We start from the raw sequence: 21,042 nt of genomic DNA, 5'->3' as shown, positions 1-21,042 counted from the left end.
TAAATATGCTATATTCACGTCTACTCTAAATTCCTATTTTTAATTATTATCTAATAACAGGTATAATAAATTATTACAATTTATATTATGAATTATATTATTGAATAACCTAAATTCTATTGCTTATAAAATGTAAAATTTTTAATTATATTTACTGTAACTTTCTTTATTAATTTCTCAATAGAACTATTATTCCAATAACTTTAACATGTAATTTTTTATTAGACAATTAAAACAATAAAAAGGATGTTTTTCTATTGAAAAACATCCTAATAAGATATCTTATTATTTTATTGTATATCAATAATTAACTTAAACCCAACATTTTAACATGCTCCCATATTTTCCAAATGGCAGAAAATAAAGGATTTTGCTTTTCCAAAAAAATAAATAATTATCTTTTTGAGAATTGTGGAGCTCTTCTTGCTGCTTTTAATCCGTATTTCTTTCTTTCCTTCATTCTTGCATCTCTAGTTAAGAAACCTTCTTTCTTTAAAGCAGGTCTTAAATCTAAATCAGCTTTTAATAAAGCTCTAGATATACCATGTCTTATAGCTCCAGCTTGTCCAGTGAATCCTCCACCTTCAACTTTTACTATAACATCATATTTATTTTCATTACCAGTTAAAACTAATGGTTGTTTAACATCTCTTATTAATGTTTCATAGTTAAAATAATTTTCTAATGCTCTTCCATTTACTAATATATTTCCTTCACCTGCAACTAGTCTTACTCTAGCAACAGAACTTTTTCTTCTTCCAGTTCCATAATATTGAACGTTAGCCATTATAAACTCCTCCTTTCACCTATTAATCTTATTTAAAGTTTAAAACTTCTGGATTTTGAGCTGCATGAGTGTGTTCAGCACCTGCAAATACTCTTAATCTAGTCATCATTCTACTTCTTAATTTGTTTTTAGGTAACATACCATTTACAGCATGTGCTATAACTTCTTCTGGTTTTTTATCCATCATATCTCTATAAGATATTTCTTTTAATCCACCTACATAACCAGTGTGGTATCTGTAATATTTTTGATCTAATTTTTTTCCACTTAAAACTACTTTTTCTGCATTTACTACAACAACAAAATCTCCACCATCAACGTGAGGAGTAAATGTTGGTTTATGTTTACCTCTCAATACTGTCGCAATTTCTGTTGCTATACGACCTAATGTTTTTCCTTCAGCATCAACTAAGTACCATTTTCTTTGTACATCAGCTGGCTTAGCTATATAACTTTTCATAACTGTCCCTCCTTAACTACTTTTCATAAAAATTTTTTACCGTTTATGTCAAGTCCGGGGCAAGTGGACTTATTAACACATTCTCATATATTTTAATACATGTAGCCTGGTGTGTCAAGTTAATAATGAACTTTTTTAAGAAATAATCCTTGTGCTGGAGCTGTATGTCCACATCTTGATCTGTTTTTGGATTCTATTATATCTAAAAATGATTCATTAATTCTACCACGACCTACATCAACAAGTGTTCCAACAATAATTCTCACCATATTATATAAGAACCCATGTCCACTAATTTCTAAAGTAATTAAATCATCTGTTTTTTTTATATTTATATCATATATTGTTCGTATTGTATCTTTTACAGATGAACCAGAACTCATAAAACCTTTAAAATCATGTGTACCCAATAGGCTTTTTGATTCTATACACATTTTATCAAAATCAAGTTCGTACTTTACTTGATATGATATGTTGTTAAGTATTGGATGTCTAAACTTACTGTTATATATTAAATATTTATATGTTTTTCCTTTTGCACTGTATCTTGAATGAAAATCATCATTAACTTCACATGCTTCTATAACTGATATATCTTTTGGTAACTTAGCATTTAGTGCCATTGGTATACTTTCTATACTTATACTTGAACTAATTTTAAAATTTGCAGTTTGTGCAAGAGCATGAACTCCTGAATCAGTTCTACCTGACCCTATAAGTTTAACTTCTTCATTCGTTATCTCATATATAGCCTTTTCAATTGTACCTTGTATCCCTAGAGAATCTGGTTGCTTCTGCCATCCACAATAATTTCTACCATCATATTGGATTGTAATCTTTATATTTCTCATATTTTACCTCATCTATATATACTTCTATTAAATCGCTATAAATCTAGTAGCTATGATTAATCCTAAATAAATAACTTGAAACACACATGCTATATAATCTGCTTTTACTATAACAGACTCCCTCATTTTTGTTCTATTGTGCCCACCTCTATAACATCTAGCTTCCATAGCCATAGCTAATTCATCTGCTCTTCTAAATGCACTAACAAATAGTGGAACTAAAAGAGGTACTAGATTTTTAGCTCTATTTATAAGATTTTTACTTTCAAAGTCTGCACCTCTAGACATCTGAGCTTTCATTATTTTATCTGTTTCGTCCAATAATGTCGGAATAAAGCGCAAAGCAATTGTCATCATCATTGCAAGCTCATGAACTGGTAAACCAATTTTCTTAAAGGGATTCAATAATCTCTCTATACCATCTGTCAATTCTATTGGTGAAGTTGTTAAAGTAAGTAATGATGTCCCAATTACTAAAAATATAAGTCTTATTGCCATAAAAATTGCTTGTCTCAAACCTTGACTTGTTATCGTTAAAAATCCAAATGACCATATCTCATCACCTGGTAAGAAAAAAATATTTATAATAAATGTAAATAAAATAATCCACTTAAGAGGCTTTACACCCTTAACAATATACTTAACTGGTATATTAGCTAACTTTATCATACCTAATAAACATAATAAAACTATCATATAAGGCCAAAATTTATTTACTACAAATATAGATACCATAAATACAATTGTTGCTACAAGTTTTATCCTTGGATCTAATTTATGAATAGCAGAACTTGTTGGGTAGTATTGCCCTATAGTTATATCTTTTAACATAATCCTCGCCCTCTCACAACTCTTAATATTTCCTGTTTTGCTTCTTCTAAAGTCAATATGTCTTCACTAATGTCAAAACCTTGTTCTCTTAATTTCAATGCAAGTTCTAAAACCTGTGGAATATCTAAACCAATTTCTTTTAATTTAATAGCATTTGATTTAAATACATCTCTAGGAGTACCCATAAATTCTATTTTTCCATGATTCATAACAATTAAAGTTTGTGCCAACTTTGCCATATCATCCATACTATGTGATGACAATATTATAGTCATATTGTTTTTTTCATGTAAGTTTTTTATTAAATTGAAAATTTCATCTCTTCCACCAGGGTCAAGACCCGCAGTTGGCTCATCTAATATAAGTACTTCTGGATTCATTGCTATAACTCCAGCTATTGCAACTCTACGTTTTTGTCCTCCTGATAATTCAAATGGAGATTTATCTTTAAATTCCTCATAGTCAAGTCCTACGGCTTCCATCGATGCTTTTACCCTATTATGTATTTCAGCCTCTTCTAGACCTAAATTAGCGGGTCCAAAAGCTATATCTTTATCAATTGTTTCTTCAAATAATTGATATTCTGGATATTGAAATACAACACCTACTCTTTTCCTTATCTCAGTTAGGTTTAAATTCTTATCTGTTATATTAAAATCATTTATAAAAATCTCTCCTGAGGAAGGCTTTAATAGTCCATTTAAATGTTGTATCAATGTAGACTTTCCTGAACCTGTATGACCTATAAGTCCAACAAAATCTCTATCTTTAATTTCAAAAGATACATCATCAAGTGCCTTACTTGCAAAAGGCATCCCTTCATTATATATATGTGTTAAGTTCTTTACTATAATTGACATAATTCCATCACCATCTCATCCACAGTTAATATATCACTACTAATATTTATACCTTCTTCTATTAATAAACTAGACAACTCTGTCATACAAGGCACATCTAAACCGATTTCCTTTAACATATCTATTTTACTAAATACTTCTTTAGGAGTCCCTTCTAAAAGTTTCTTACCTTTCTCCATAACGACAACTCTATCAGCTTCTACAGCTTCTTCCATAAAGTGCGTTATATGTAAAACAGTTATATTTTCTTCTTTATTAAGTCTTTTTATTGTTTTCATAACTTCTTTTCTTCCAGATGGGTCTAACATCGCTGTTGCTTCATCAAATATTATACACTTAGGCCTCATTGCAATTATACCTGCTATTGCAACCCTCTGTTTTTGACCACCTGATAACAAATGTGGTTGTCTACCTCTTAAATCATACATACCTACACTTTTTAAAGACTCTTCTACAATACGTCTTATCTCTTTTGGCTCTATGCCTAAGTTTTCAGGACCAAAAGCTACATCTTCCTCTACTATTGTGGCAACAATTTGATTATCTGGGTTTTGAAATACCATGCCTGCTGTTTGTCTTATATCCCATAATCTTTCTTCTTCTTTGGTATCCATTCCATCAATGAGAATATTTCCTTCTGTAGGCATAAGAATAGCATTTAAGTTTTTAGATAAAGTAGACTTACCAGAACCATTATGTCCTATTATCGCAACAAATTCTCCCTTTTTAACATCCAAGCTTAAATTATCTATTGCTTTAAGTTTTGCTTCATCTGTAATATACTCAAATGAAATATTGTTTACTTTTATTATATTATCCATTAATTCATACTCCTTTTAGTAAGCAATAACTTATAAAAATCATTTTACACATTATTATATCACACCTTAGTCAAAAAAATAAAAAAAAGATTAAGCCATCAAGCCTAATCCTTTCCTTACTATACTAATTCTATAAAAGCCATTTCAGCAGCATCGCCTTTTCTTGGCCCTATTTTTATTATTCTAGTGTATCCACCATTTCTCTCAGCATATTTTGGAGCTAAATCTGTGAATAAGTTATTAACTACTGTTTCATCCATAACATAAGCTAAAACTTGTCTTCTAGCATGAAGATCTCCTCTTTTAGCAAGAGTTATCATCTTTTCAGCCATTCTACGAGTTTCTTTAGCTCTAGTTACTGTAGTTTCTATTCTTCCACTTCTTAGTAAACAAGTTACTAAGTTTCTTAACATAAGGTTTCTGTGAGCTGTTTCACGTCCTAATTTACGGTACTTAGCCATTCTTATCCCTCCTTTGCTCGCTATTCTTCACTTGGTTTTAAACCTAGCCCAAGTTCCTCTAGTTTTTGTATTACCTCTTCTAATGACTTTTTACCTAGGTTTCTAACCTTCATCATATCGTCTTCAGACTTATTAGCTAATTCTTCAACTGTATTAATTCCCGCTCTCTTTAAACAGTTGTATGATCTAACTGATAAATCTAATTCTTCTATAGTCATTTCAAGAACTTTTTCTTTTTGATCTTCTTCTTTTTCTACCATGATTTCAACACTACTTACATGTTCAGTTAAGTCTATAAATAGATTTAAATGCTCAACTAATACTTTTGCAGCTAATGATATACCTTCTTGAGGGTTTATACTACCATTAGTCCAAACTTCTAGTACTAATTTATCATAATCTGTTTTTTGACCAACTCTTGTGTTTTCTACATGATAACTAACTTTCTCAACAGGAGTATATATTGAATCCACAGGTAAAACACCTATTGGAACATTCTCTGTTTTATTTTCTTCAGCAGAAACATAACCTCTACCTTTATCTACAAATATTTCCATATTAAACTTGGCATTATCATCTAATGTAGCTATTGCTAAGTCTTTGCTTAATATTTCAACATCTGGAGGACAGATTATATCTGAACCTGTGATAGAGCATGGTCCTTGAGCCTCTATTTTAAGTGTTCTACTTCCTTCACCATCTATAGTTGCTGAAAGCTCTTTTAAAGTTAATATTATCTCTGTAACATCTTCTTTAACACCAGGTATTGTAGAGAATTCATGAAGAACTCCATCTATTTTTATAGCATTTACAGCTACACCTGGTAAAGATGATAATAATATTCTTCTTAGTGCGTTACCTATAGTTATTCCATATCCTCTTTCTAGAGGTTCTATAACAAACTTACCATATCTATAGTCTTCGCTAAGCTCAACTATATCTACTTTTGGCTTTTCTATTTCTATCATGGACAAAACCCTCCTTAAAATTCAGTAATCCACTGAGGGTAAACAAAATTTTAAAATAATTTTTAAAAGTGTGCTTATTATTTAGAGTAAAGTTCTATGATTAAGTGCTCTGCTATTTCAAGATCTATATCTTCTCTTGTTGGAACACCAACTACTTTTGCTGTCATTCCTTCTACATTAGCTTCTAACCATTTAGGAGCTATTCTTGAGTTAACTTCTACTAAATTTTTGAATTTTGCAGAAGATCTTGATTTTTCTTTAACTTCTATCACATCTCCAACTTTAACTGTTAATGAAGCTATATCTACTTTATTTCCATTTAAAGTGAAATGACCATGAGTTACTAATTGTCTAGCTTCTTTTCTAGAAGATGCTAGTCCCATTCTGTAAACTACATTGTCTAATCTTCTCTCTAATAAACTTAATAAGTTCTCACCTGATTTTCCAGGCATGTTCTCAGCACGTTCGTATAAATTTCTAAATTGAGTTTCTAAAACTCCATATATTCTTTTAACTTTTTGTTTTTCTCTTAATTGTAATCCATAGTTAGAAACTTTCTTTCTCCCTTGGCCATGTTGACCTGGAGCATAGTTTCTTTTAACTATAGCACATTTATCTGTATAACATCTATCACCTTTAAGGAATAATTTCATTCCCTCTCTACGGCATTGTCTACATGATGCACCTGTATATCTTGCCATTTATCTACACCTCCTATTTGTACTCTTATTAATTACACTCTTCTTCTCTTTGGTGGTCTACATCCGTTATGTGGGATTGGAGTAACGTCTTTTATCATAGTTACTTCTAGTCCAGTTGCTTGTAAAGCTCTTATAGCAGCTTCTCTTCCTGAACCTGGCCCCTTTACGAATACCTCAACACTTTTTAATCCGTGTTCCATCGCAGCTTTTGCAGCTGTTTCAGCAGCCATTTGAGATGCAAATGGAGTTGATTTTCTTGATCCTTTGAATCCTAATTGTCCTGAACTTGCCCAAGATATAGCATTTCCATGAACGTCAGTTAAAGTTATTATTGTATTGTTGAAAGTTGACTGTATATGAGCATGACCACGTTCTATATTTTTACGTTCTCTTCTTCTAACACGTGTAACTTTCTTTTTTGGTTTAGCCATTTTCCTTTTCCCTCCTTCATCTAATTATTATTTAATTATTTTTTCTTTTTACGAGATACTGTTTTTCTAGGACCTTTTCTAGTTCTAGCATTAGTTTTAGTTCTTTGTCCTCTTAATGGAAGACCTTTACCATGTCTAATTCCTCTATAACATTTTATATCTCTTAATCTCTTTATGTTTAAAGCAATTTCTCTTCTTAAGTCACCTTCAACTAAGAAATCGTCATCTATAACTTTTCTTAACTCATTAACTTGATCTTCTGATAAATCTTTTATTCTTGTATCTGGATTTATCTCAGCTTTAGCTAATATTTCGTTAGCAGTTGCTTTACCTATACCATATATATAAGTTAAGCCTATCTCCGCTCTTTTTTCTCTAGGTAAATCTACCCCAGCTATTCTTGCCATGATCGCACCTCCTACACATAGTTTTTAGTGTTTAAAACTTCATATCATATATCAATCCTACGTCAGATTGTTCAACGATTTTAACGTTCTTTTGTTAACATCACAATATAGTATTATACTATAAAATTTAACAAAATACTAGTAATAATTTCTTATCCTTGTTTTTGCTTATGCTTTGGATTTTCACAGATAACCATTACTTTTCCTTTTCTTTTTATTACTTTGCATTTTTCACATATTGGTTTTACTGATGGTCTAACTTTCATTATTAATCCCTCCTTAGACTAAATATCAAGATAGTCTACTTCTTACGCCAAGTGATTCTTCCTCTTGTAAGGTCATATGGAGAAAGTTCAACATTCACCTTATCACCTTCAAGAATTCTTATGAAGTTCATTCTTAGCTTTCCAGAAATGTGGCATAATATCTCATGTCCATTTTCTAATTTAACTTTAAACATAGCATTAGGTAAAGCTTCTGAAACTGTACCTTCTAATTCTATAACATCTTTTTTGGCCATTAACTAACCAGCCCTCCATTTCAATAAGTTAAATTGTCTAATTTAACTTAGTAAGTTCAGCTCTTAAAAAAGAATCTGTAATCTCTTGTCCAGATACTACTCTTTTTCTAACTTCATCATTAATAAAATTATATTTTTTTAAGTGCTTAACTTTCTTTAACTTAGGTTTGTCAAGTTTTCTTTTCTTTCCATCAGCTATTAATACATATTCATTATTAATTATCTTGACTACGAAAAATAAATTTCCTTGATCTCGACCTAATGAAACCTTAACAACTTGACCTATACTTAAATTATCTGATAGCACTTTTTTCACCTACTTCTTAATTTACAACTTTGTCAATATCAAAGGTTCATGTTCAGTAATTGCTATCGTATGCTCATAATGAGCTGATTTTTTTCCATCTATTGTAACAGTCGTCCACCCATCTGATAGAGTCTTTACATGATAACGACCTGCATTAACCATTGGCTCTATAGCAATAACCATTCCTTCTCTAAGTCTTGGTCCTTTTCCTGGGAGTCCATAATTAGGTACCTGTGGATCTTCATGAAGATTTGCTCCAACTCCATGTCCTACCAAATCCCTAACTACTGAGAAACCATGTTTCTCAACGTGTGTTTGTACTGCGTGTGAGATATCTGAAAGTCTATATCCTAATTTAGCAAATTTTATTCCTTCATAGAAGCTTTCTCTAGTTACTTCTATTAATTTCCTATCTTCTTCAGATATCATGCCTACTCCATGAGTTTTCGCAGAATCACCATGATATCCTTTATAATAGGCTCCTATATCTAAGCTTACAATGTCTCCTTCTTTTAATAGAGTCTCACCTGGAATTCCATGTACAACTTCTCTATTGATAGAAGCACATATACTTCCTGGAAAACCTCCATATCCTTTAAAAGATGGTTCAGCATTGTATTTTCTTATATTCTCTTCAGCTATTTTATCTAATTCTAAAGTAGATATTCCCGGAGAAATAGCATTTCTTAAAACTTCATGAGTATCAGCAACAATTTTGCCTGCTTCTCTTAAAAGTTCTATTTCTTTCTTTGATTTCAAGATAATCATTTATTTTCCACTTCCTAAAGCAGCAACAATATCTTCAAATACTTTATCTATTGCTTGGTCACCTTTTATATCAGCTATTATACCTTGTTTGTTATAATAATCTACTAAAGGCTTAGTTTCATCTAGATAAACTTGTATTCTCTTAGATACAGTTTCTTCATTATCATCAGCTCTTTGATATAATTCTCCTTGGCATACATCACATACACCTTTTACTTTAGGAGGATTAAACTCAACATGATAAGTAGCTCCACAAGACTTGCATATTCTTCTACCAACTGCTCTAGATACTAATATACTCTTATCAACTTCAATATTGACAACTTTATCTAGTACTATACCAGCATTTTTTAAGAATACATCTAAATGCTCACCTTGTGCTACATTTCTTGGAAATCCATCTAACATAAATCCATTTTTACAGTCTTCTTGAGATATTCTATCAGTAACTAAACCTACAGTTAACTCATCTGGTACTAATAAACCTTGGTCCATGTATTCTTTAGCTTTTTTTCCAAGTTCTGTTCCCTCTTTTATATTCTTTCTGAATATATCTCCTGTTGATATATGAGGTATATTGTATTTTTCTACTATTCCTGCCGCCTGAGTACCTTTACCAGCACCTGGAGGTCCAAGTAATATTATTCTCATATTATCCATCTCCATTTTATTTTAAGAAACCTTGATAGCTTCTCATAACTAAGTTTGACTCTAACTGTCTCTTAAGCTCCAAAGCAACCCCAACAACGATTAGCAATGAAGTCCCAGCTAGACTCATATTTACATTCATATAATGTGTTGTAAGAGCTGGTACCATAGCAATTATTGCTAAGAAAGTAGCTCCAGCTAAAGTTAATCTTGTTAAGATTCTATTTAAATAATCCATAGTAGGTTCACCTGGTCTGATACCTGGTATAAATCCACCATTATTTTTCATATTTTTAGATATATCTTCTGTATTGAATGATACAGTTGTATAAAAATATGAGAAGAAAATTATAAGTAGAATTTCAATTGATCTGTATGTCCAAAATCCTTGTTCTGTTGCCATACTTAAGTATTTTTGAACAAAAGCTTGAGCATCTGCCCCCATAAACATAGCTATTGTTTGTGGAAAAGCTAAAAGTGAACTAGCAAAAATTATAGGCATAACTCCTGATTGGTTAACTTTCATTGGTATATGAGAACTTTGTCCTCCATACATTTTTCTTCCAACAACTCTTTTAGCATATTGTACAGGTATCTTTCTAGTAGCTTCTTGTATAAATGTAACTCCTGTAACTGTAAGTAATATAACTACAATTAGAAGTATTATTACCCAAGGTGCAACTTGACCAGATTTAACTTGTTGTGCGATTTTAATAACATCTGTTGGTATTCTTGATATAATACCTGCAAATATTATTACTGAACTACCATTACCAATTCCTTTTTCGGTAATTTTGTCCCCAATCCACATTACTAACATACTTGCTGAAACTAATGTTATTACAACAGTTGTGATAAAAAACACACTATTTGATATTAAAGCACTTCTTACAATTCCTAATGTAATTCCCAAAGCTTGTACAACTGCTAGAGCTAGTGCTGTATATTTAGTGTACTTATTGATTTTTTTCTTTCCTTCTTCACCAGATTTTTGAAGTTCTGCTAAACTTTCAAAACCTACTGTTAGAAGCTGTATTATGATTGATGCAGTAATATATGGACTTATACCCAAAGCAAATAGTGAAAAGTTACTAAATGCTCCACCAGTAAACATATTATACAGAGAAAGTAGACTATTGCCGCCTACCATCTTTTGTATAATACTAGTGTCTATACCTGGAACTGGTATTGTAGTACCTATTCTGAATATCACGATCATCATAAGTGTATACATTACTTTTTTTCTTACTGCTTTAATCTTCCAAGCTTGTTTTAATTTTGACAGCACGCTAATTCACCCCGCCTGTACTGGCTAGGAGATTAGCAGGTTATTATACTAACTCTGCTTTTCCACCAGCTTTTTCTATTTTTTCTTGAGCTGAAGCTGTAAATTTAGCAGCTTTAACAGTTAAAGCTTTTTCTAAATTACCTTCACCTAAGATTTTAATTCCATCTTTACCTATTTTGCTTATAGTTTTAGTAGATTTTAATAATTCTGCAGTTATTTCTGTTCCATTTTCAAATCTATTTAAAACTTCAACATTAACTTCTGTGTAAACTTTCTTAAATATGTTATTGAAACCTCTCTTAGGAAGTCTTCTAGCTAGTGGCATTTGTCCACCTTCGAACCCTACTCTTACTCCACCACCAGAACGAGACCATTGACCTTTTTGTCCACGTCCTGCAGTTTTACCTTGTCCAGTTGCAGTACCTCTACCTAATCTTCTTTTAGCTCTTACTGCACCTTCAGCAGGTTTTAACTCATGTAACTTCATGGATTGCACCTCCTTGCACTACTTTTTAAAAATTATTCAGCTATTTCAGTTACTTCTAATAAATGACTTACTTTTTTTATCATACCTCTTATTTGAGCATTGTCTTCTTTTACAACAACTTGTTCTCTTTTTCTTAATCCTAACGCTTCAACATTCTTTTTTTGGTTAGGAGTAGTTCCTATAACACTTCTAACTAATTTTATTTGTAATTTAGCCATTTTACACTACCTCCTTACCCTAGAAGTTCTTCAACTTTTTTACCTCTAAGTTTAGCTATATCTTCAACTGTTTTTAGAGAATTAAGTCCTTCTATTGTAGCATTTACCATATTTCTTGGATTGTTAGATCCTAAAGATTTAGCTCTAACGTCTTTTAGTCCAGCTAACTCAAGTACGGCTCTAGCAGGTCCCCCAGCTATTACACCTGTACCTTCTACAGCAGGCATTATTAATATATTTCCAGCACCAAAGTGTCCGCGTACTTCGTGAGGAATTGTAGTCCCAACCATTGGCACTACTATTAGATTTTTCTTAGCATCTTCAACTGCTTTTTTTATAGCGTCTGGTACTTCCATTGCTTTCCCAGCACCTATACCAACGTGTCCGTTTTCATCTCCAACAACTACTAACGCTGCAAATCTGAAGTTTCTACCACCTTTTACAACCTTAGTAACACGTCTTACTTCAACAACTTTTTCTTGTAAGTCAAGTTGTCCTGCATCTATCGGCTTACGACGTAGCATGTATTTTTCCCTCCTTCGTATTAGAACTTAAGACCAGCTTCTCTAGCACTTTCAGCTAATTCTTGAATTCTTCCATGATATAAGTATCCACCTCTGTCAAATACAACTTCAGTGATTCCTTTTTCAACAGCTTTTTTAGCAACTAATTCTCCAACTTTCTTAGCTGCTTCCTTATTTCCTGTATGATTAACAGCACTCTTAACTTCTGCTTCTAAAGAAGATGCAGCAACTAGAGTTACTCTGTTTGTGTCATCTATTATTTGAGCATATATATTGTTAGCACTTCTAAATACACATAATCTTGGTCTTTGAGCAGTACCGCTTATTTTTCTACGAACTCTCTTATGTCTTTGAAGTCTATTAGCATTTTTATCAGCCTTTTTTAACACCTAGCTCACTCCTTTCTAGCGTTTAAGTTTTGGTATTATTTTTTACCAGTTTTTCCTTCTTTACGTCTGATTACTTCATCAACGTATTTTATACCTTTACCTTTGTATGGCTCTGGCTTTCTCCAAGCTCTTATTTTAGCAGCATAGTTTCCTACTAATTGCTTGTCTATACCTTTTACTATTAACTCAGTTTGGTTTGGAGCTTCAACAGTTATTCCTTCTGGATCTTCCATTTCAACTGGATGAGAGAAACCTAAGTTCATAACTAATTTCTTTCCTTGTTTTTGAGCTCTGTATCCAACACCTTTTAGTTCTAATTTCTTTTCGAAACCAGTATTTACACCTACAACCATATTATCTAATAAAGTTCTAGTTAATCCGTGTAAAGATCTGTGTTTTTTATTATCAGTTGGTCTTTCAACCATTATTGTATTTTCTTCTTTTTTTATATTTAACTCAGCACTTAATTGTTTAGTTAAAGTTCCCTTTGGACCTTTTACTGTAACTAAATTTCCTTCAGCTATAGTAACTTCAACACCTGCTGGTATTATTATTGGCTTAACACCTATTCTTGACATGGTCGCACCTCCTTACATTGTTCATATTGATTACCAAACGTAGCAGATTACTTCTCCACCAACATTTTCTTTTCTAGCTTGCTTGTCAGTTAATATTCCTTTTGAAGTAGATATTACTGATATTCCTAATCCATTTAATACTTTTGGTATTTCGTGGTTAGCAGCGTAAACTCTCATACCAGGCTTAGATATTTTCTTAAGACCTGTGATAACTCTTTCGCCTTCTTGTCCGTACTTTAATTGTATTCTTATGATACCTTGTTTTCCATCTTCTATAACATCATAACCTCTTATGAAACCTTCTTCTAATAAGATTCTAGCTAACTCTTTCTTCATATTAGAAGCTGGAACATCTACAGTTTCATGCTTAACAACATTAGCATTTCTTATACGAGTAAGCATATCTGCAATTGGATCTGTCATTGTCATTTTGTAGCCCTCCTTCCATTCTAATCAAGCTTCTACCAGCTTGCTTTTCTAACACCAGGTATTTGACCTTTATAAGCTAATTCTCTAAAGCATATACGGCATATACCAAATTTTTTCAAAACTGAATGCGGTCTTCCGCATATAGTACATCTAGTGTATTCTCTAGTAGCGTACTTTTGCTTTCTTTGTTGTTTAACAACCATCGCTTTTCTAGCCACGGGAATCCCTCCTTTGCTTACTTAGAAAATGGCATTCCTAATAATTTTAATAATTCACGAGCTTCTTCGTCAGTTTTTGCTGTAGTAACGAATATTATATCCATTCCTCTTACTTTATCAATTTTATCATATTCTATTTCAGGGAATATTAATTGTTCTTTAACTCCTAAAGCATAGTTTCCTCTACCATCAAAAGCATTAGGGTTAACACCTCTAAAGTCTCTAACTCTTGGTAAAGAAACTGATACTAATTTGTCCATAAAGTAGAACATTTTGTCAGCTCTTAATGTAACTTTTGTTCCTATTGGCATTCCTTCTCTTAGTTTGAAGTTAGCAACAGATTTTCTAGCTTTAGTTATAACAGGCTTTTGTCCTGATATTATTTCTAATTCTTCAACGCCTTTTTCTAATCCTTTTGGATTTTCTCTAGCGTCACCTATACCCATGTTAATAACTATTTTATTTAACTTAGGTATCTCCATTACGTTTTTATATCCAAATTTCTCCATTAAAGCAGGAGCAACTTCTTTCATGTATTTTTCTTGTAATCTAGAAGCCATTTAAGGTCCCTCCTTTCAAGCAATATTTATTATAATTCTTTTCCGCTCTTTGCTGATACTCTTACTTTTGTCCCATCTTTTACTTCATATCTTACTCTAACGCCTTTTCCTGTTTCAGGATCAAATGGCATTACATTAGATATGTGTATTGGGGCTTCTTTATTTATTATTCCACCTTGTTGGTTCATAGCACTTGGTTTTTGATGTTTAGTTATTACGTTTACACCTTCAACTAATACTTTATCAGCTTTAGGGTATACCTTTAAAACTGAACCTTTTTTACCTTTATCTTTACCTGCTATAACTACAACAGTGTCACCTTTTTTAACACGCATCATGTCCTATTGCACCTCCTTAATTATAGTACTTCTGGAGCAAGAGAAACTATTTTCATGAATTCATTGTCTCTTAACTCTCTAGCAACAGGCCCGAATATACGAGTTCCTACTGGAGTTTTATCGTCCTTTATTATAACAGCAGCATTTTCATCAAAAGATATATAGCTTCCGTCATTACGTCTTACGCCTTGTTTGCTTCTTACTATAACAGCTTTAACAACCTTACCTTTTTTTACAACTCCACCAGGTGTTGCACTTTTAACAGTAGCAACTATAACGTCGCCTATGTTACCATATCTTCTTTTACTTCCGCCTAGAACACGTATACATAAAAGTTCTTTAGCTCCTGAGTTATCAGCAACTCTTAGACGTGATTCTTGTTGTATCATATCGTAATCCCTCCTTCTTCAAAAACTACTTAACTTTCTCAACAACTTCAACTAGTCTGAATCTCTTATCTTTAGATAAAGGTCTAGTTTCCATTATTTTAACTCTATCTCCGATGTTACATATATTCTTTTCATCATGAGCCTTAAATTTCTTAGTTCTCTTAACACGTTTGTTATATAGTGGATGACGTACGAATTCTTCAACAGCTACTACTATTGTTTTATCCATCTTATCACTAACAACACGGCCTATTCTAACTTTTCTTCTTCCTCTTTCCATGTTTAAAAAGCCTCCTTTCCAAATTAAGCTCTAGTTTCGTATAACTTTCTTTCAGCAAGAACAGTTTTAACTTTTGCTATATCCTTCTTAACAAACTTTATTCTAGCTGTATTTTCTAATTGACCAGTAGCTAATTGGAATCTTAAGCTAAATAATTCACTTTTGAAGTCGTTTAATTTGTTCATTAGCTCTTCGCTTGTTAAATCTCTTAATTCTTTAGCTTTCATCCTATTCACCACCCTTTACTTCTAAATCTTCTTTTTTAACAAATTTACATTTGATTGGTAATTTATGTGCAGCAAGTCTCATAGCTTCTCTTGCTTTATCTTCAGAAACACCTGCTAATTCAAACATAACTCTTCCTGGCTTAACTACAGCTACCCAATATTCTGGAGAACCTTTCCCTGCACCCATACGAGTTTCTGCTGGTTTTCTTGTTACTGGTTTATGAGGGAATATTTTTATCCAAACCTTTCCCCCTCTTTTTATATATCTAGTCATCGCGATTCTGGCAGCTTCTATTTGATTAGAAGTTATCCAAGAAGCTTCTAAAGCTACTAATCCAAACTCACCATAAGTAACTTTGTTACCTTTATGAGCTTGCCCAGCCATACTTCCTCTATGAACTCTACGACGCTTTACTCTTTTTGGCATTAACATGAGTATTTTTCCTCCTTCCTTGAACCTAACTATTATTAATTTCCTTTGTTTTCAGTTCTTTGAGGTCTTGATCCACCTTGAGGTCTTTGTCCACCTTGAGGTTTTTGTCCTCTGTAGTTTCCTCTGTTATCGTTTCCTCTTCTATCATTTCCTCTTCTATCGTTTCTTCTGTTATCTCTCTTGTTGTCTCTTCTGTCGCTCTTTCTGCTTTCTTCTCTTGGATTTACACCATCTCTAGTTGGTAAAACTTCACCATTACATACCCAAACTTTTATACCTATTTTTCCATAAGTAGTATCAGCTTCAGCGAAACCATAATCTATATCTGCTCTTAAAGTTTGTAGTGGCACATTTCCTTCACTATAACCTTCAGTTCTAGCCATTTCAGCTCCACCTAATCTTCCTGAAGCAGAAACTTTTATCCCTTTAGCACCAGATTTCATTGCTCTTTGTATAGCTTGTTTCATTGCTCTTCTGAAAGCAACCCTTCTTTCTATAGCTAAAGCTATATTTTCAGCTACTAATTGAGCATTTTTATCTGTACTTCTTACTTCTACTATGTTAACTATTATACTTTTCTTTGTCATTTTTTCTAATTCAACTTTTAATGCTTCGATTCCAGCACCAGCTCTTCCTATAACTACTCCTGGCTTAGCAACATGTAAGTCCATTTTTATTTTGTTAGCTGATCTTTCTATTTCTATTCTAGCAACTCCAGCTGAGTATAATCTTTTCTTTAAGAATTTACGTATATTATGGTCTTCTAATAATAAGTTTCCGAACTCTTTTTTATCAGTAGCGAACCATCTTGAGTCCCAATCTTTTATAACACCGACTCTTAAGCCGTGTGGATTAACCTTTTGACCCATTATTTTCCCTCCTATCTATTAATTATTTTTTTTCTTTCACAACAACCTCTATATGAGAAGTTCTTTTTCTTATTGTAGTTGCACGACCCATAGCTCTAGGCATGAATCTCTTCATTGTTGGCCCTTGATTAGCAACTATTGATGCTATATATAATTTTTCAGTATCCATTTCGTGATTGTTTTCTGCGTTAGCTTTAGCTGACTTTACAACTTTAGCTATTATTGAAGCTGCTCCTCTTGGAGTGAACTTTAATATCGCTAATGCTTCATCAACATTCTTTCCTCTAACAAGGTCACAGATTTGGCCTGCTTTTCTTGGTGATACACGTACATATTTAGCAGTAGCTTTTGCTTCCATTGTTATTCCTCCTTTCTTAGTCATAATTTAATTATTTTCTCTTATTAGATTTTTCGTCATCCTTATGTCCTTTGAAAGTTCTAGTAGGAACGAACTCACCTAATTTGTGTCCAACCATATCTTCTGTTATATATACTGGAACATGTTTTCTTCCATCATGAACAGCTATAGTGTTTTCTACCATTTGTGGAAATACAGTTGAAGATCTTGACCAAGTTTTTATAACTTCTTTACTTCCACTAGCATTCATAGCTTCTATTTTCTTTAAAAGTCTTGCATGGACAAAAGGCCCTTTTTTAGTTGATCTTGACATTTATATTCCTCCTTTCCGAGCAAAAATAAATTTACTACTTAGTTCTTCTTGATACTATTAATTTATTTGAAGCTTTGTTTTTCTTTCTAGTTTTGTATCCAAGAGCTGGTTTACCCCATGGAGTAACAGGAGATGGTCTACCTATTGGAGATCTACCTTCCCCTCCACCGTGTGGATGGTCATTAGGGTTCATTACAGAACCTCTTACAGTAGGTCTTATTCCCATATGTCTTTTTCTACCTGCTTTACCAATAACTACATTACCGTGCTCTATATTTCCAACTTGTCCTATAGTAGCTTTACAGTTTATGCTTACTAATCTCATTTCGCCTGATGGTAATCTTAATAAAGCATTTTTTCCTTCTTTAGCCATTAATTGTGCAGAAACTCCAGCAGATCTAACTAATTGAGCTCCTTTTCCTGGCTTTAATTCTATATTATGAATGATAGTACCAACTGGCATATCTTTTAATGCTAAACAGTTTCCTGGTTTTATATCAGCACCTAATCCTGATAAGATAGTATCTCCAACGTTGATTCCAACTGGAGCTAATATATATCTTTTTTCTCCATCAGCATAGTTTAATAATGCAATATTTGCAGTTCTGTTTGGATCATATTCTATAGTAGCAACCTTAGCAGGTATACCATCTTTATCTCTTTTAAAATCTATTATTCTATATTTTCTTTTTTGTCCTCCACCTCTATGACGAACAGTTATTCTACCATGTACGTTTCTACCAGCATTTTTCTTTAAGTTAACTAAAAGAGATCTTTCTGGTTGGTTACATGTTATTTCCTCAGAAACTAAAACTGTCATTTGTCTTAAGGCAGGAGAAGTTGGTCTAAACTTTTTTATAGCCATCTGTTTTCCCTCCTTCGTTTGTTATAATATTACATTCCTTGGAAGAATTCTATTTCTTTACTATCAGCAGTTAATTTAACTACTGCTTTCTTAAAGCTTGCTGTTCTTCCTTGAGTTCTACCCATTCTTTTAACTTTTCCATCGTAGTTTAAAGTATTTACTTTATCAACACTAACTCCGAATACTTTTTCTACTGCTTTTTTTATTTCAGTTTTGTTCGCATCTTTAGCCACAACAAAAGTGTATTTTTTTTCACCCATTTCAGCCATACTGTGCTCAGTTACAACTGGTCTTATTATTACATCATGTGGATTAGTCATTATGCGTACACCTCCTCCACTTTTTTAACAGCATCTGTAGTTATTATAAATGAATCATATTTTAATATATCATATACATTCATAGTATTAACTAATGCAGTTTGAACACCTTCTATATTTCTAGCTGATTTTATTACATTATCATTTTTATCAGCTATAACTACTAAAGCTTTTTTAGCAGCATTTATATTATTTAATATTTGAGCGAATTCTTTAGTTTTAGGAGCATCCATGTTTAATGCATCTAATACTATAACTTCACTATTTTGTATTTTTGAAGATAAAGCACTCTTCATAGCTAATCTTCTTACCTTCTTAGGTAATGTATATTTGTAACTTCTTGGTTTAGGTGCAAAAGCAACTCCTCCACCTACCCATTGTACAGATCTTGTAGAACCTTGTCTTGCTCTACCTGTTCCTTTTTGTTTCCAAGGTTTTCTTCCGCCACCTCTAACTTCTGCTCTAGTTTTAGCAGATTGAGTTCCTTGTCTCTTATTTGCTAATTGATTTTTTACAACTTCATATAAAACATGTCCATTAACTTCTACGCCAAATATAGAATCTGATAATTCTATTTCTCCAACGTTTTGTCCACTAATATTTAGTACATTTAATTTTGGCATTGTTATTCCTCCTTTCTCTAGGTTAGTCATTATTTAGAAACCTTTACAGCTTCTTTTATAGTTACTACTGAACCTTTAGCTCCTGGTATAGCTCCCTTAACTAATATAAGGTTCTTATCAGCATCTACTTTAACAACCTCTAAGTTTTGAACTGTTACCTTTACGCTTCCCATGTGTCCAGCTAATTTTTTGTTTTTAAATACTCTACCTGGGTAAGAACAAGCTCCCATTGAACCTGGTCTTCTGTGGTATCTAGAACCGTGAGATTCAGGACCTCTACTTTGTCCATGTCTTTTTATTGGACCTTGGAATCCCTTACCTTTACTTATTCCAGTAACATCTATTTTTGCACCTGCTTCAAATACATCAGCTTTTATTTCTTGTCCAACTGTGTATCCTTCTACAGAATCTACTCTAAACTCTTTTAAATGTTTCTTTAAAACATTAGCAGCAGCTAAGTGTCCTTTTTTAGGCTTGTTTAAAGATTTTTCTTTAGCATCTTCAAAACCTATTTGTATAGCATTGTATCCATCTTTATCAACTGTTTTTATTTGAGTAACGACCATAGGTCCTGCTTCAACAGCTGTTACAGGTATAACTACACCTTTATCAGTGAATATTTGAGTCATACCAACTTTTTTTCCTAATATTCCATTCATATTAGCACCTCCTATAATTCTTACAGCGGATTACATCATTTTAGAAGTAATCATTCTAAGATAGTTACCTATAGGATAATATCTTAGGGGTTCTTATAATTTTATTTCTATATCTACACCTGCTGGTAAGTCTAATCTCATTAATGAGTCAACTGTTTTAGGTGTTGGATTAGCTATGTCGATTAGTCTTTTATGAGTTCTTATTTCAAATTGTTCTCTAGAGTCTTTGTACTTATGTACAGCTCTTAATATAGTTACAATTTGTTTTTCTGTTGGTAGAGGCACAGGTCCTGAAACTTGTGATCCAGCCTTTTTAGCAGTTTCAACTATTTTACCTGCTGAAAAATCTAATAATTTGTGATCATATGATTTTAATCTTATTCTTATTTTTTCATTCTTAGCCATTTTGTTTTCCCTCCTTTATCACGTGTTTAATTTTCAAGTTGCGTACAACCAATACCGATACACTGCTCCGGGTGTGTTGTAACTTTCAAATCGATATCAGTTCGTATTTCACTAGGATTTAATTCTTATTTTCTTAATCTCTCAAGCACACTATTATATTTTATATCATCTGTTACATTTTTTCAAGTTTTTTTTATGTTTTTTTCAATTTTATTTTCTCTTACAACATTATAACCTTAAACTTGATTATTAATCTATCTCAAGGCACTAGTTTAGTATATATGCTTTATTGCTACTTGTCAACAAAAAACAAAAAAGAGAGGTTGAACCCCCTCTTTTTTTATATGAAATCAATTAGCTTAGTAAAAGATTATTCGATTATTGTAGCAACAACTCCTGAAGCTACTGTTCTTCCACCTTCTCTTATTGAGAATCTTAATCCTTCTTCTAC

The 21,042-nt window shown here is 32.3% G+C and carries 38 protein-coding genes and 1 pseudogene; all 39 read right to left on the bottom strand.

The window, feature by feature from the left end; translation table 11 throughout:
• Positions 1-394 precede the first annotated feature (394 nt).
• Positions 395-787, bottom strand: coding sequence for a 30S ribosomal protein S9 (gene rpsI, locus KGF52_RS14800; protein WP_003421105.1), 393 nt, complete (start codon positions 785-787; stop codon positions 395-397).
• 28 nt (positions 788-815) lie between these two features.
• Positions 816-1,247 (bottom strand): 50S ribosomal protein L13, encoded by a 432-nt coding sequence (gene rplM, locus KGF52_RS14795; RefSeq protein WP_227436993.1) that lies wholly within the window; start codon positions 1,245-1,247, stop codon positions 816-818.
• A gap of 119 nt (positions 1,248-1,366) precedes the next feature.
• Positions 1,367-2,098 carry a tRNA pseudouridine(38-40) synthase TruA gene (gene truA / locus KGF52_RS14790; RefSeq protein ID WP_227840676.1) on the bottom strand — a complete coding sequence of 244 codons (732 nt, stop codon included), beginning with the start codon at positions 2,096-2,098 and terminating at the stop codon, positions 1,367-1,369.
• Positions 2,099-2,125: 27 nt separating this feature from the next.
• Positions 2,126-2,929: an energy-coupling factor transporter transmembrane component T family protein gene (locus KGF52_RS14785; RefSeq protein ID WP_227436997.1), complete on the bottom strand. Its 804-nt coding sequence runs from the start codon at positions 2,927-2,929 to the stop codon at positions 2,126-2,128.
• The gene (locus tag KGF52_RS14780) at positions 2,923-3,789 is read right to left on the bottom strand and encodes an energy-coupling factor transporter ATPase (protein WP_227834972.1); all 867 of its coding nucleotides are present in this window, start codon (positions 3,787-3,789) and stop codon (positions 2,923-2,925) included. Before KGF52_RS14780 ends, KGF52_RS14785 begins: the two co-directional genes overlap by 7 nt.
• The gene (locus KGF52_RS14775; RefSeq protein WP_227830327.1) at positions 3,777-4,610 is read right to left on the bottom strand and encodes an energy-coupling factor transporter ATPase; all 834 of its coding nucleotides are present in this window, start codon (positions 4,608-4,610) and stop codon (positions 3,777-3,779) included. Before KGF52_RS14775 ends, KGF52_RS14780 begins: the two co-directional genes overlap by 13 nt.
• A gap of 119 nt (positions 4,611-4,729) precedes the next feature.
• Positions 4,730-5,071, bottom strand: coding sequence for a 50S ribosomal protein L17 (gene rplQ / locus KGF52_RS14770; RefSeq protein ID WP_003421117.1), 342 nt, complete (start codon positions 5,069-5,071; stop codon positions 4,730-4,732).
• Positions 5,072-5,091: 20 nt separating this feature from the next.
• Positions 5,092-6,039, bottom strand: coding sequence for a DNA-directed RNA polymerase subunit alpha (locus tag KGF52_RS14765; protein ID WP_227437003.1), 948 nt, complete (start codon positions 6,037-6,039; stop codon positions 5,092-5,094).
• Positions 6,040-6,116: 77 nt separating this feature from the next.
• Positions 6,117-6,740, bottom strand: coding sequence for a 30S ribosomal protein S4 (rpsD, locus tag KGF52_RS14760; RefSeq protein ID WP_227437005.1), 624 nt, complete (start codon positions 6,738-6,740; stop codon positions 6,117-6,119).
• Between the two features lie 32 nt (positions 6,741-6,772).
• Positions 6,773-7,171, bottom strand: coding sequence for a 30S ribosomal protein S11 (rpsK, locus tag KGF52_RS14755; RefSeq protein ID WP_227437007.1), 399 nt, complete (start codon positions 7,169-7,171; stop codon positions 6,773-6,775).
• A gap of 35 nt (positions 7,172-7,206) precedes the next feature.
• Entirely contained in the window at positions 7,207-7,578 is a 372-nt protein-coding gene (gene rpsM, locus KGF52_RS14750) for a 30S ribosomal protein S13 (RefSeq protein ID WP_227437009.1), read from the bottom strand.
• 152 nt (positions 7,579-7,730) lie between these two features.
• Complete coding sequence (rpmJ, locus tag KGF52_RS14745; protein WP_002509257.1) at positions 7,731-7,844, bottom strand: 50S ribosomal protein L36; 114 nt, start codon at positions 7,842-7,844, stop codon at positions 7,731-7,733.
• Positions 7,845-7,879: 35 nt separating this feature from the next.
• On the bottom strand, positions 7,880-8,098 hold the full coding sequence (gene infA, locus KGF52_RS14740) for a translation initiation factor IF-1 (RefSeq protein ID WP_003421127.1): 219 nt from the start codon (positions 8,096-8,098) through the stop codon (positions 7,880-7,882).
• Positions 8,099-8,135: 37 nt separating this feature from the next.
• Positions 8,136-8,405 carry a KOW domain-containing protein gene (locus KGF52_RS14735; RefSeq protein ID WP_227437012.1) on the bottom strand — a complete coding sequence of 90 codons (270 nt, stop codon included), beginning with the start codon at positions 8,403-8,405 and terminating at the stop codon, positions 8,136-8,138.
• A 21-nt stretch (positions 8,406-8,426) separates the two neighbouring features.
• A complete protein-coding gene (gene map / locus KGF52_RS14730; RefSeq protein WP_227830331.1) occupies positions 8,427-9,173 on the bottom strand; it encodes a type I methionyl aminopeptidase in 747 nt (248 codons plus the stop codon).
• A complete protein-coding gene (locus KGF52_RS14725) occupies positions 9,174-9,824 on the bottom strand; it encodes an adenylate kinase (RefSeq protein ID WP_227840675.1) in 651 nt (216 codons plus the stop codon). It lies immediately after the preceding gene.
• Positions 9,825-9,840: 16 nt separating this feature from the next.
• Positions 9,841-11,109, bottom strand: coding sequence for a preprotein translocase subunit SecY (secY, locus tag KGF52_RS14720; RefSeq protein ID WP_227437017.1), 1,269 nt, complete (start codon positions 11,107-11,109; stop codon positions 9,841-9,843).
• 43 nt (positions 11,110-11,152) lie between these two features.
• Positions 11,153-11,596: a 50S ribosomal protein L15 gene (rplO, locus tag KGF52_RS14715; RefSeq protein ID WP_003421135.1), complete on the bottom strand. Its 444-nt coding sequence runs from the start codon at positions 11,594-11,596 to the stop codon at positions 11,153-11,155.
• 32 nt (positions 11,597-11,628) lie between these two features.
• Positions 11,629-11,814, bottom strand: coding sequence for a 50S ribosomal protein L30 (gene rpmD / locus KGF52_RS14710; protein WP_227830332.1), 186 nt, complete (start codon positions 11,812-11,814; stop codon positions 11,629-11,631).
• Between the two features lie 14 nt (positions 11,815-11,828).
• Positions 11,829-12,338, bottom strand: a complete 510-nt coding sequence (gene rpsE, locus KGF52_RS14705) for a 30S ribosomal protein S5 (protein WP_227437021.1) — start codon at positions 12,336-12,338, stop codon at positions 11,829-11,831.
• Between the two features lie 20 nt (positions 12,339-12,358).
• Positions 12,359-12,727 carry a 50S ribosomal protein L18 gene (gene rplR / locus KGF52_RS14700; RefSeq protein ID WP_227437023.1) on the bottom strand — a complete coding sequence of 123 codons (369 nt, stop codon included), beginning with the start codon at positions 12,725-12,727 and terminating at the stop codon, positions 12,359-12,361.
• A 35-nt stretch (positions 12,728-12,762) separates the two neighbouring features.
• Entirely contained in the window at positions 12,763-13,305 is a 543-nt protein-coding gene (rplF, locus tag KGF52_RS14695) for a 50S ribosomal protein L6 (RefSeq protein WP_003435668.1), read from the bottom strand.
• A 30-nt stretch (positions 13,306-13,335) separates the two neighbouring features.
• Positions 13,336-13,734 (bottom strand): 30S ribosomal protein S8, encoded by a 399-nt coding sequence (rpsH, locus tag KGF52_RS14690; protein ID WP_003421148.1) that lies wholly within the window; start codon positions 13,732-13,734, stop codon positions 13,336-13,338.
• A 32-nt stretch (positions 13,735-13,766) separates the two neighbouring features.
• Positions 13,767-13,952, bottom strand: coding sequence for a type Z 30S ribosomal protein S14 (locus KGF52_RS14685; protein WP_003421149.1), 186 nt, complete (start codon positions 13,950-13,952; stop codon positions 13,767-13,769).
• A gap of 17 nt (positions 13,953-13,969) precedes the next feature.
• Positions 13,970-14,512 (bottom strand): 50S ribosomal protein L5, encoded by a 543-nt coding sequence (gene rplE, locus KGF52_RS14680; protein ID WP_003421151.1) that lies wholly within the window; start codon positions 14,510-14,512, stop codon positions 13,970-13,972.
• Positions 14,513-14,541: 29 nt separating this feature from the next.
• The gene (rplX, locus tag KGF52_RS14675) at positions 14,542-14,847 is read right to left on the bottom strand and encodes a 50S ribosomal protein L24 (protein ID WP_227437031.1); all 306 of its coding nucleotides are present in this window, start codon (positions 14,845-14,847) and stop codon (positions 14,542-14,544) included.
• A 23-nt stretch (positions 14,848-14,870) separates the two neighbouring features.
• Positions 14,871-15,239 (bottom strand): 50S ribosomal protein L14, encoded by a 369-nt coding sequence (rplN, locus tag KGF52_RS14670; RefSeq protein WP_003421155.1) that lies wholly within the window; start codon positions 15,237-15,239, stop codon positions 14,871-14,873.
• A 25-nt stretch (positions 15,240-15,264) separates the two neighbouring features.
• Positions 15,265-15,519, bottom strand: a complete 255-nt coding sequence (gene rpsQ / locus KGF52_RS14665; protein WP_003421156.1) for a 30S ribosomal protein S17 — start codon at positions 15,517-15,519, stop codon at positions 15,265-15,267.
• A 23-nt stretch (positions 15,520-15,542) separates the two neighbouring features.
• Positions 15,543-15,746 carry a 50S ribosomal protein L29 gene (rpmC, locus tag KGF52_RS14660; protein ID WP_003421158.1) on the bottom strand — a complete coding sequence of 68 codons (204 nt, stop codon included), beginning with the start codon at positions 15,744-15,746 and terminating at the stop codon, positions 15,543-15,545.
• A 1-nt stretch (position 15,747) separates the two neighbouring features.
• Positions 15,748-16,179 (bottom strand): 50S ribosomal protein L16, encoded by a 432-nt coding sequence (gene rplP / locus KGF52_RS14655; RefSeq protein WP_003421160.1) that lies wholly within the window; start codon positions 16,177-16,179, stop codon positions 15,748-15,750.
• Between the two features lie 35 nt (positions 16,180-16,214).
• Complete coding sequence (gene rpsC, locus KGF52_RS14650) at positions 16,215-17,048, bottom strand: 30S ribosomal protein S3 (RefSeq protein WP_227830333.1); 834 nt, start codon at positions 17,046-17,048, stop codon at positions 16,215-16,217.
• Between the two features lie 22 nt (positions 17,049-17,070).
• On the bottom strand, positions 17,071-17,406 hold the full coding sequence (gene rplV, locus KGF52_RS14645) for a 50S ribosomal protein L22 (protein WP_009887891.1): 336 nt from the start codon (positions 17,404-17,406) through the stop codon (positions 17,071-17,073).
• Positions 17,407-17,437: 31 nt separating this feature from the next.
• On the bottom strand, positions 17,438-17,719 hold the full coding sequence (rpsS, locus tag KGF52_RS14640) for a 30S ribosomal protein S19 (RefSeq protein ID WP_021386634.1): 282 nt from the start codon (positions 17,717-17,719) through the stop codon (positions 17,438-17,440).
• 34 nt (positions 17,720-17,753) lie between these two features.
• A complete protein-coding gene (gene rplB / locus KGF52_RS14635; protein WP_227437027.1) occupies positions 17,754-18,584 on the bottom strand; it encodes a 50S ribosomal protein L2 in 831 nt (276 codons plus the stop codon).
• 29 nt (positions 18,585-18,613) lie between these two features.
• A complete protein-coding gene (gene rplW, locus KGF52_RS14630; RefSeq protein ID WP_003421170.1) occupies positions 18,614-18,904 on the bottom strand; it encodes a 50S ribosomal protein L23 in 291 nt (96 codons plus the stop codon).
• Positions 18,904-19,527: a 50S ribosomal protein L4 gene (gene rplD, locus KGF52_RS14625; RefSeq protein ID WP_227840674.1), complete on the bottom strand. Its 624-nt coding sequence runs from the start codon at positions 19,525-19,527 to the stop codon at positions 18,904-18,906. Before rplD ends, rplW begins: the two co-directional genes overlap by 1 nt.
• A gap of 29 nt (positions 19,528-19,556) precedes the next feature.
• A complete protein-coding gene (gene rplC / locus KGF52_RS14620; RefSeq protein WP_227437029.1) occupies positions 19,557-20,186 on the bottom strand; it encodes a 50S ribosomal protein L3 in 630 nt (209 codons plus the stop codon).
• Positions 20,187-20,279: 93 nt separating this feature from the next.
• Positions 20,280-20,591, bottom strand: coding sequence for a 30S ribosomal protein S10 (gene rpsJ / locus KGF52_RS14615; RefSeq protein ID WP_054268679.1), 312 nt, complete (start codon positions 20,589-20,591; stop codon positions 20,280-20,282).
• Between the two features lie 370 nt (positions 20,592-20,961).
• Positions 20,962-21,042 (bottom strand): annotated as a pseudogene (locus tag KGF52_RS14610) (elongation factor Tu); the annotation flags it as partial.

The sequence above is a fragment of the Clostridioides sp. ZZV15-6597 genome, assembly GCF_020657815.1.
Lineage (GTDB): Bacteria > Bacillota > Clostridia > Peptostreptococcales > Peptostreptococcaceae > Clostridioides.
This window is presented reverse-complemented; position numbering and strand designations above follow the sequence as displayed.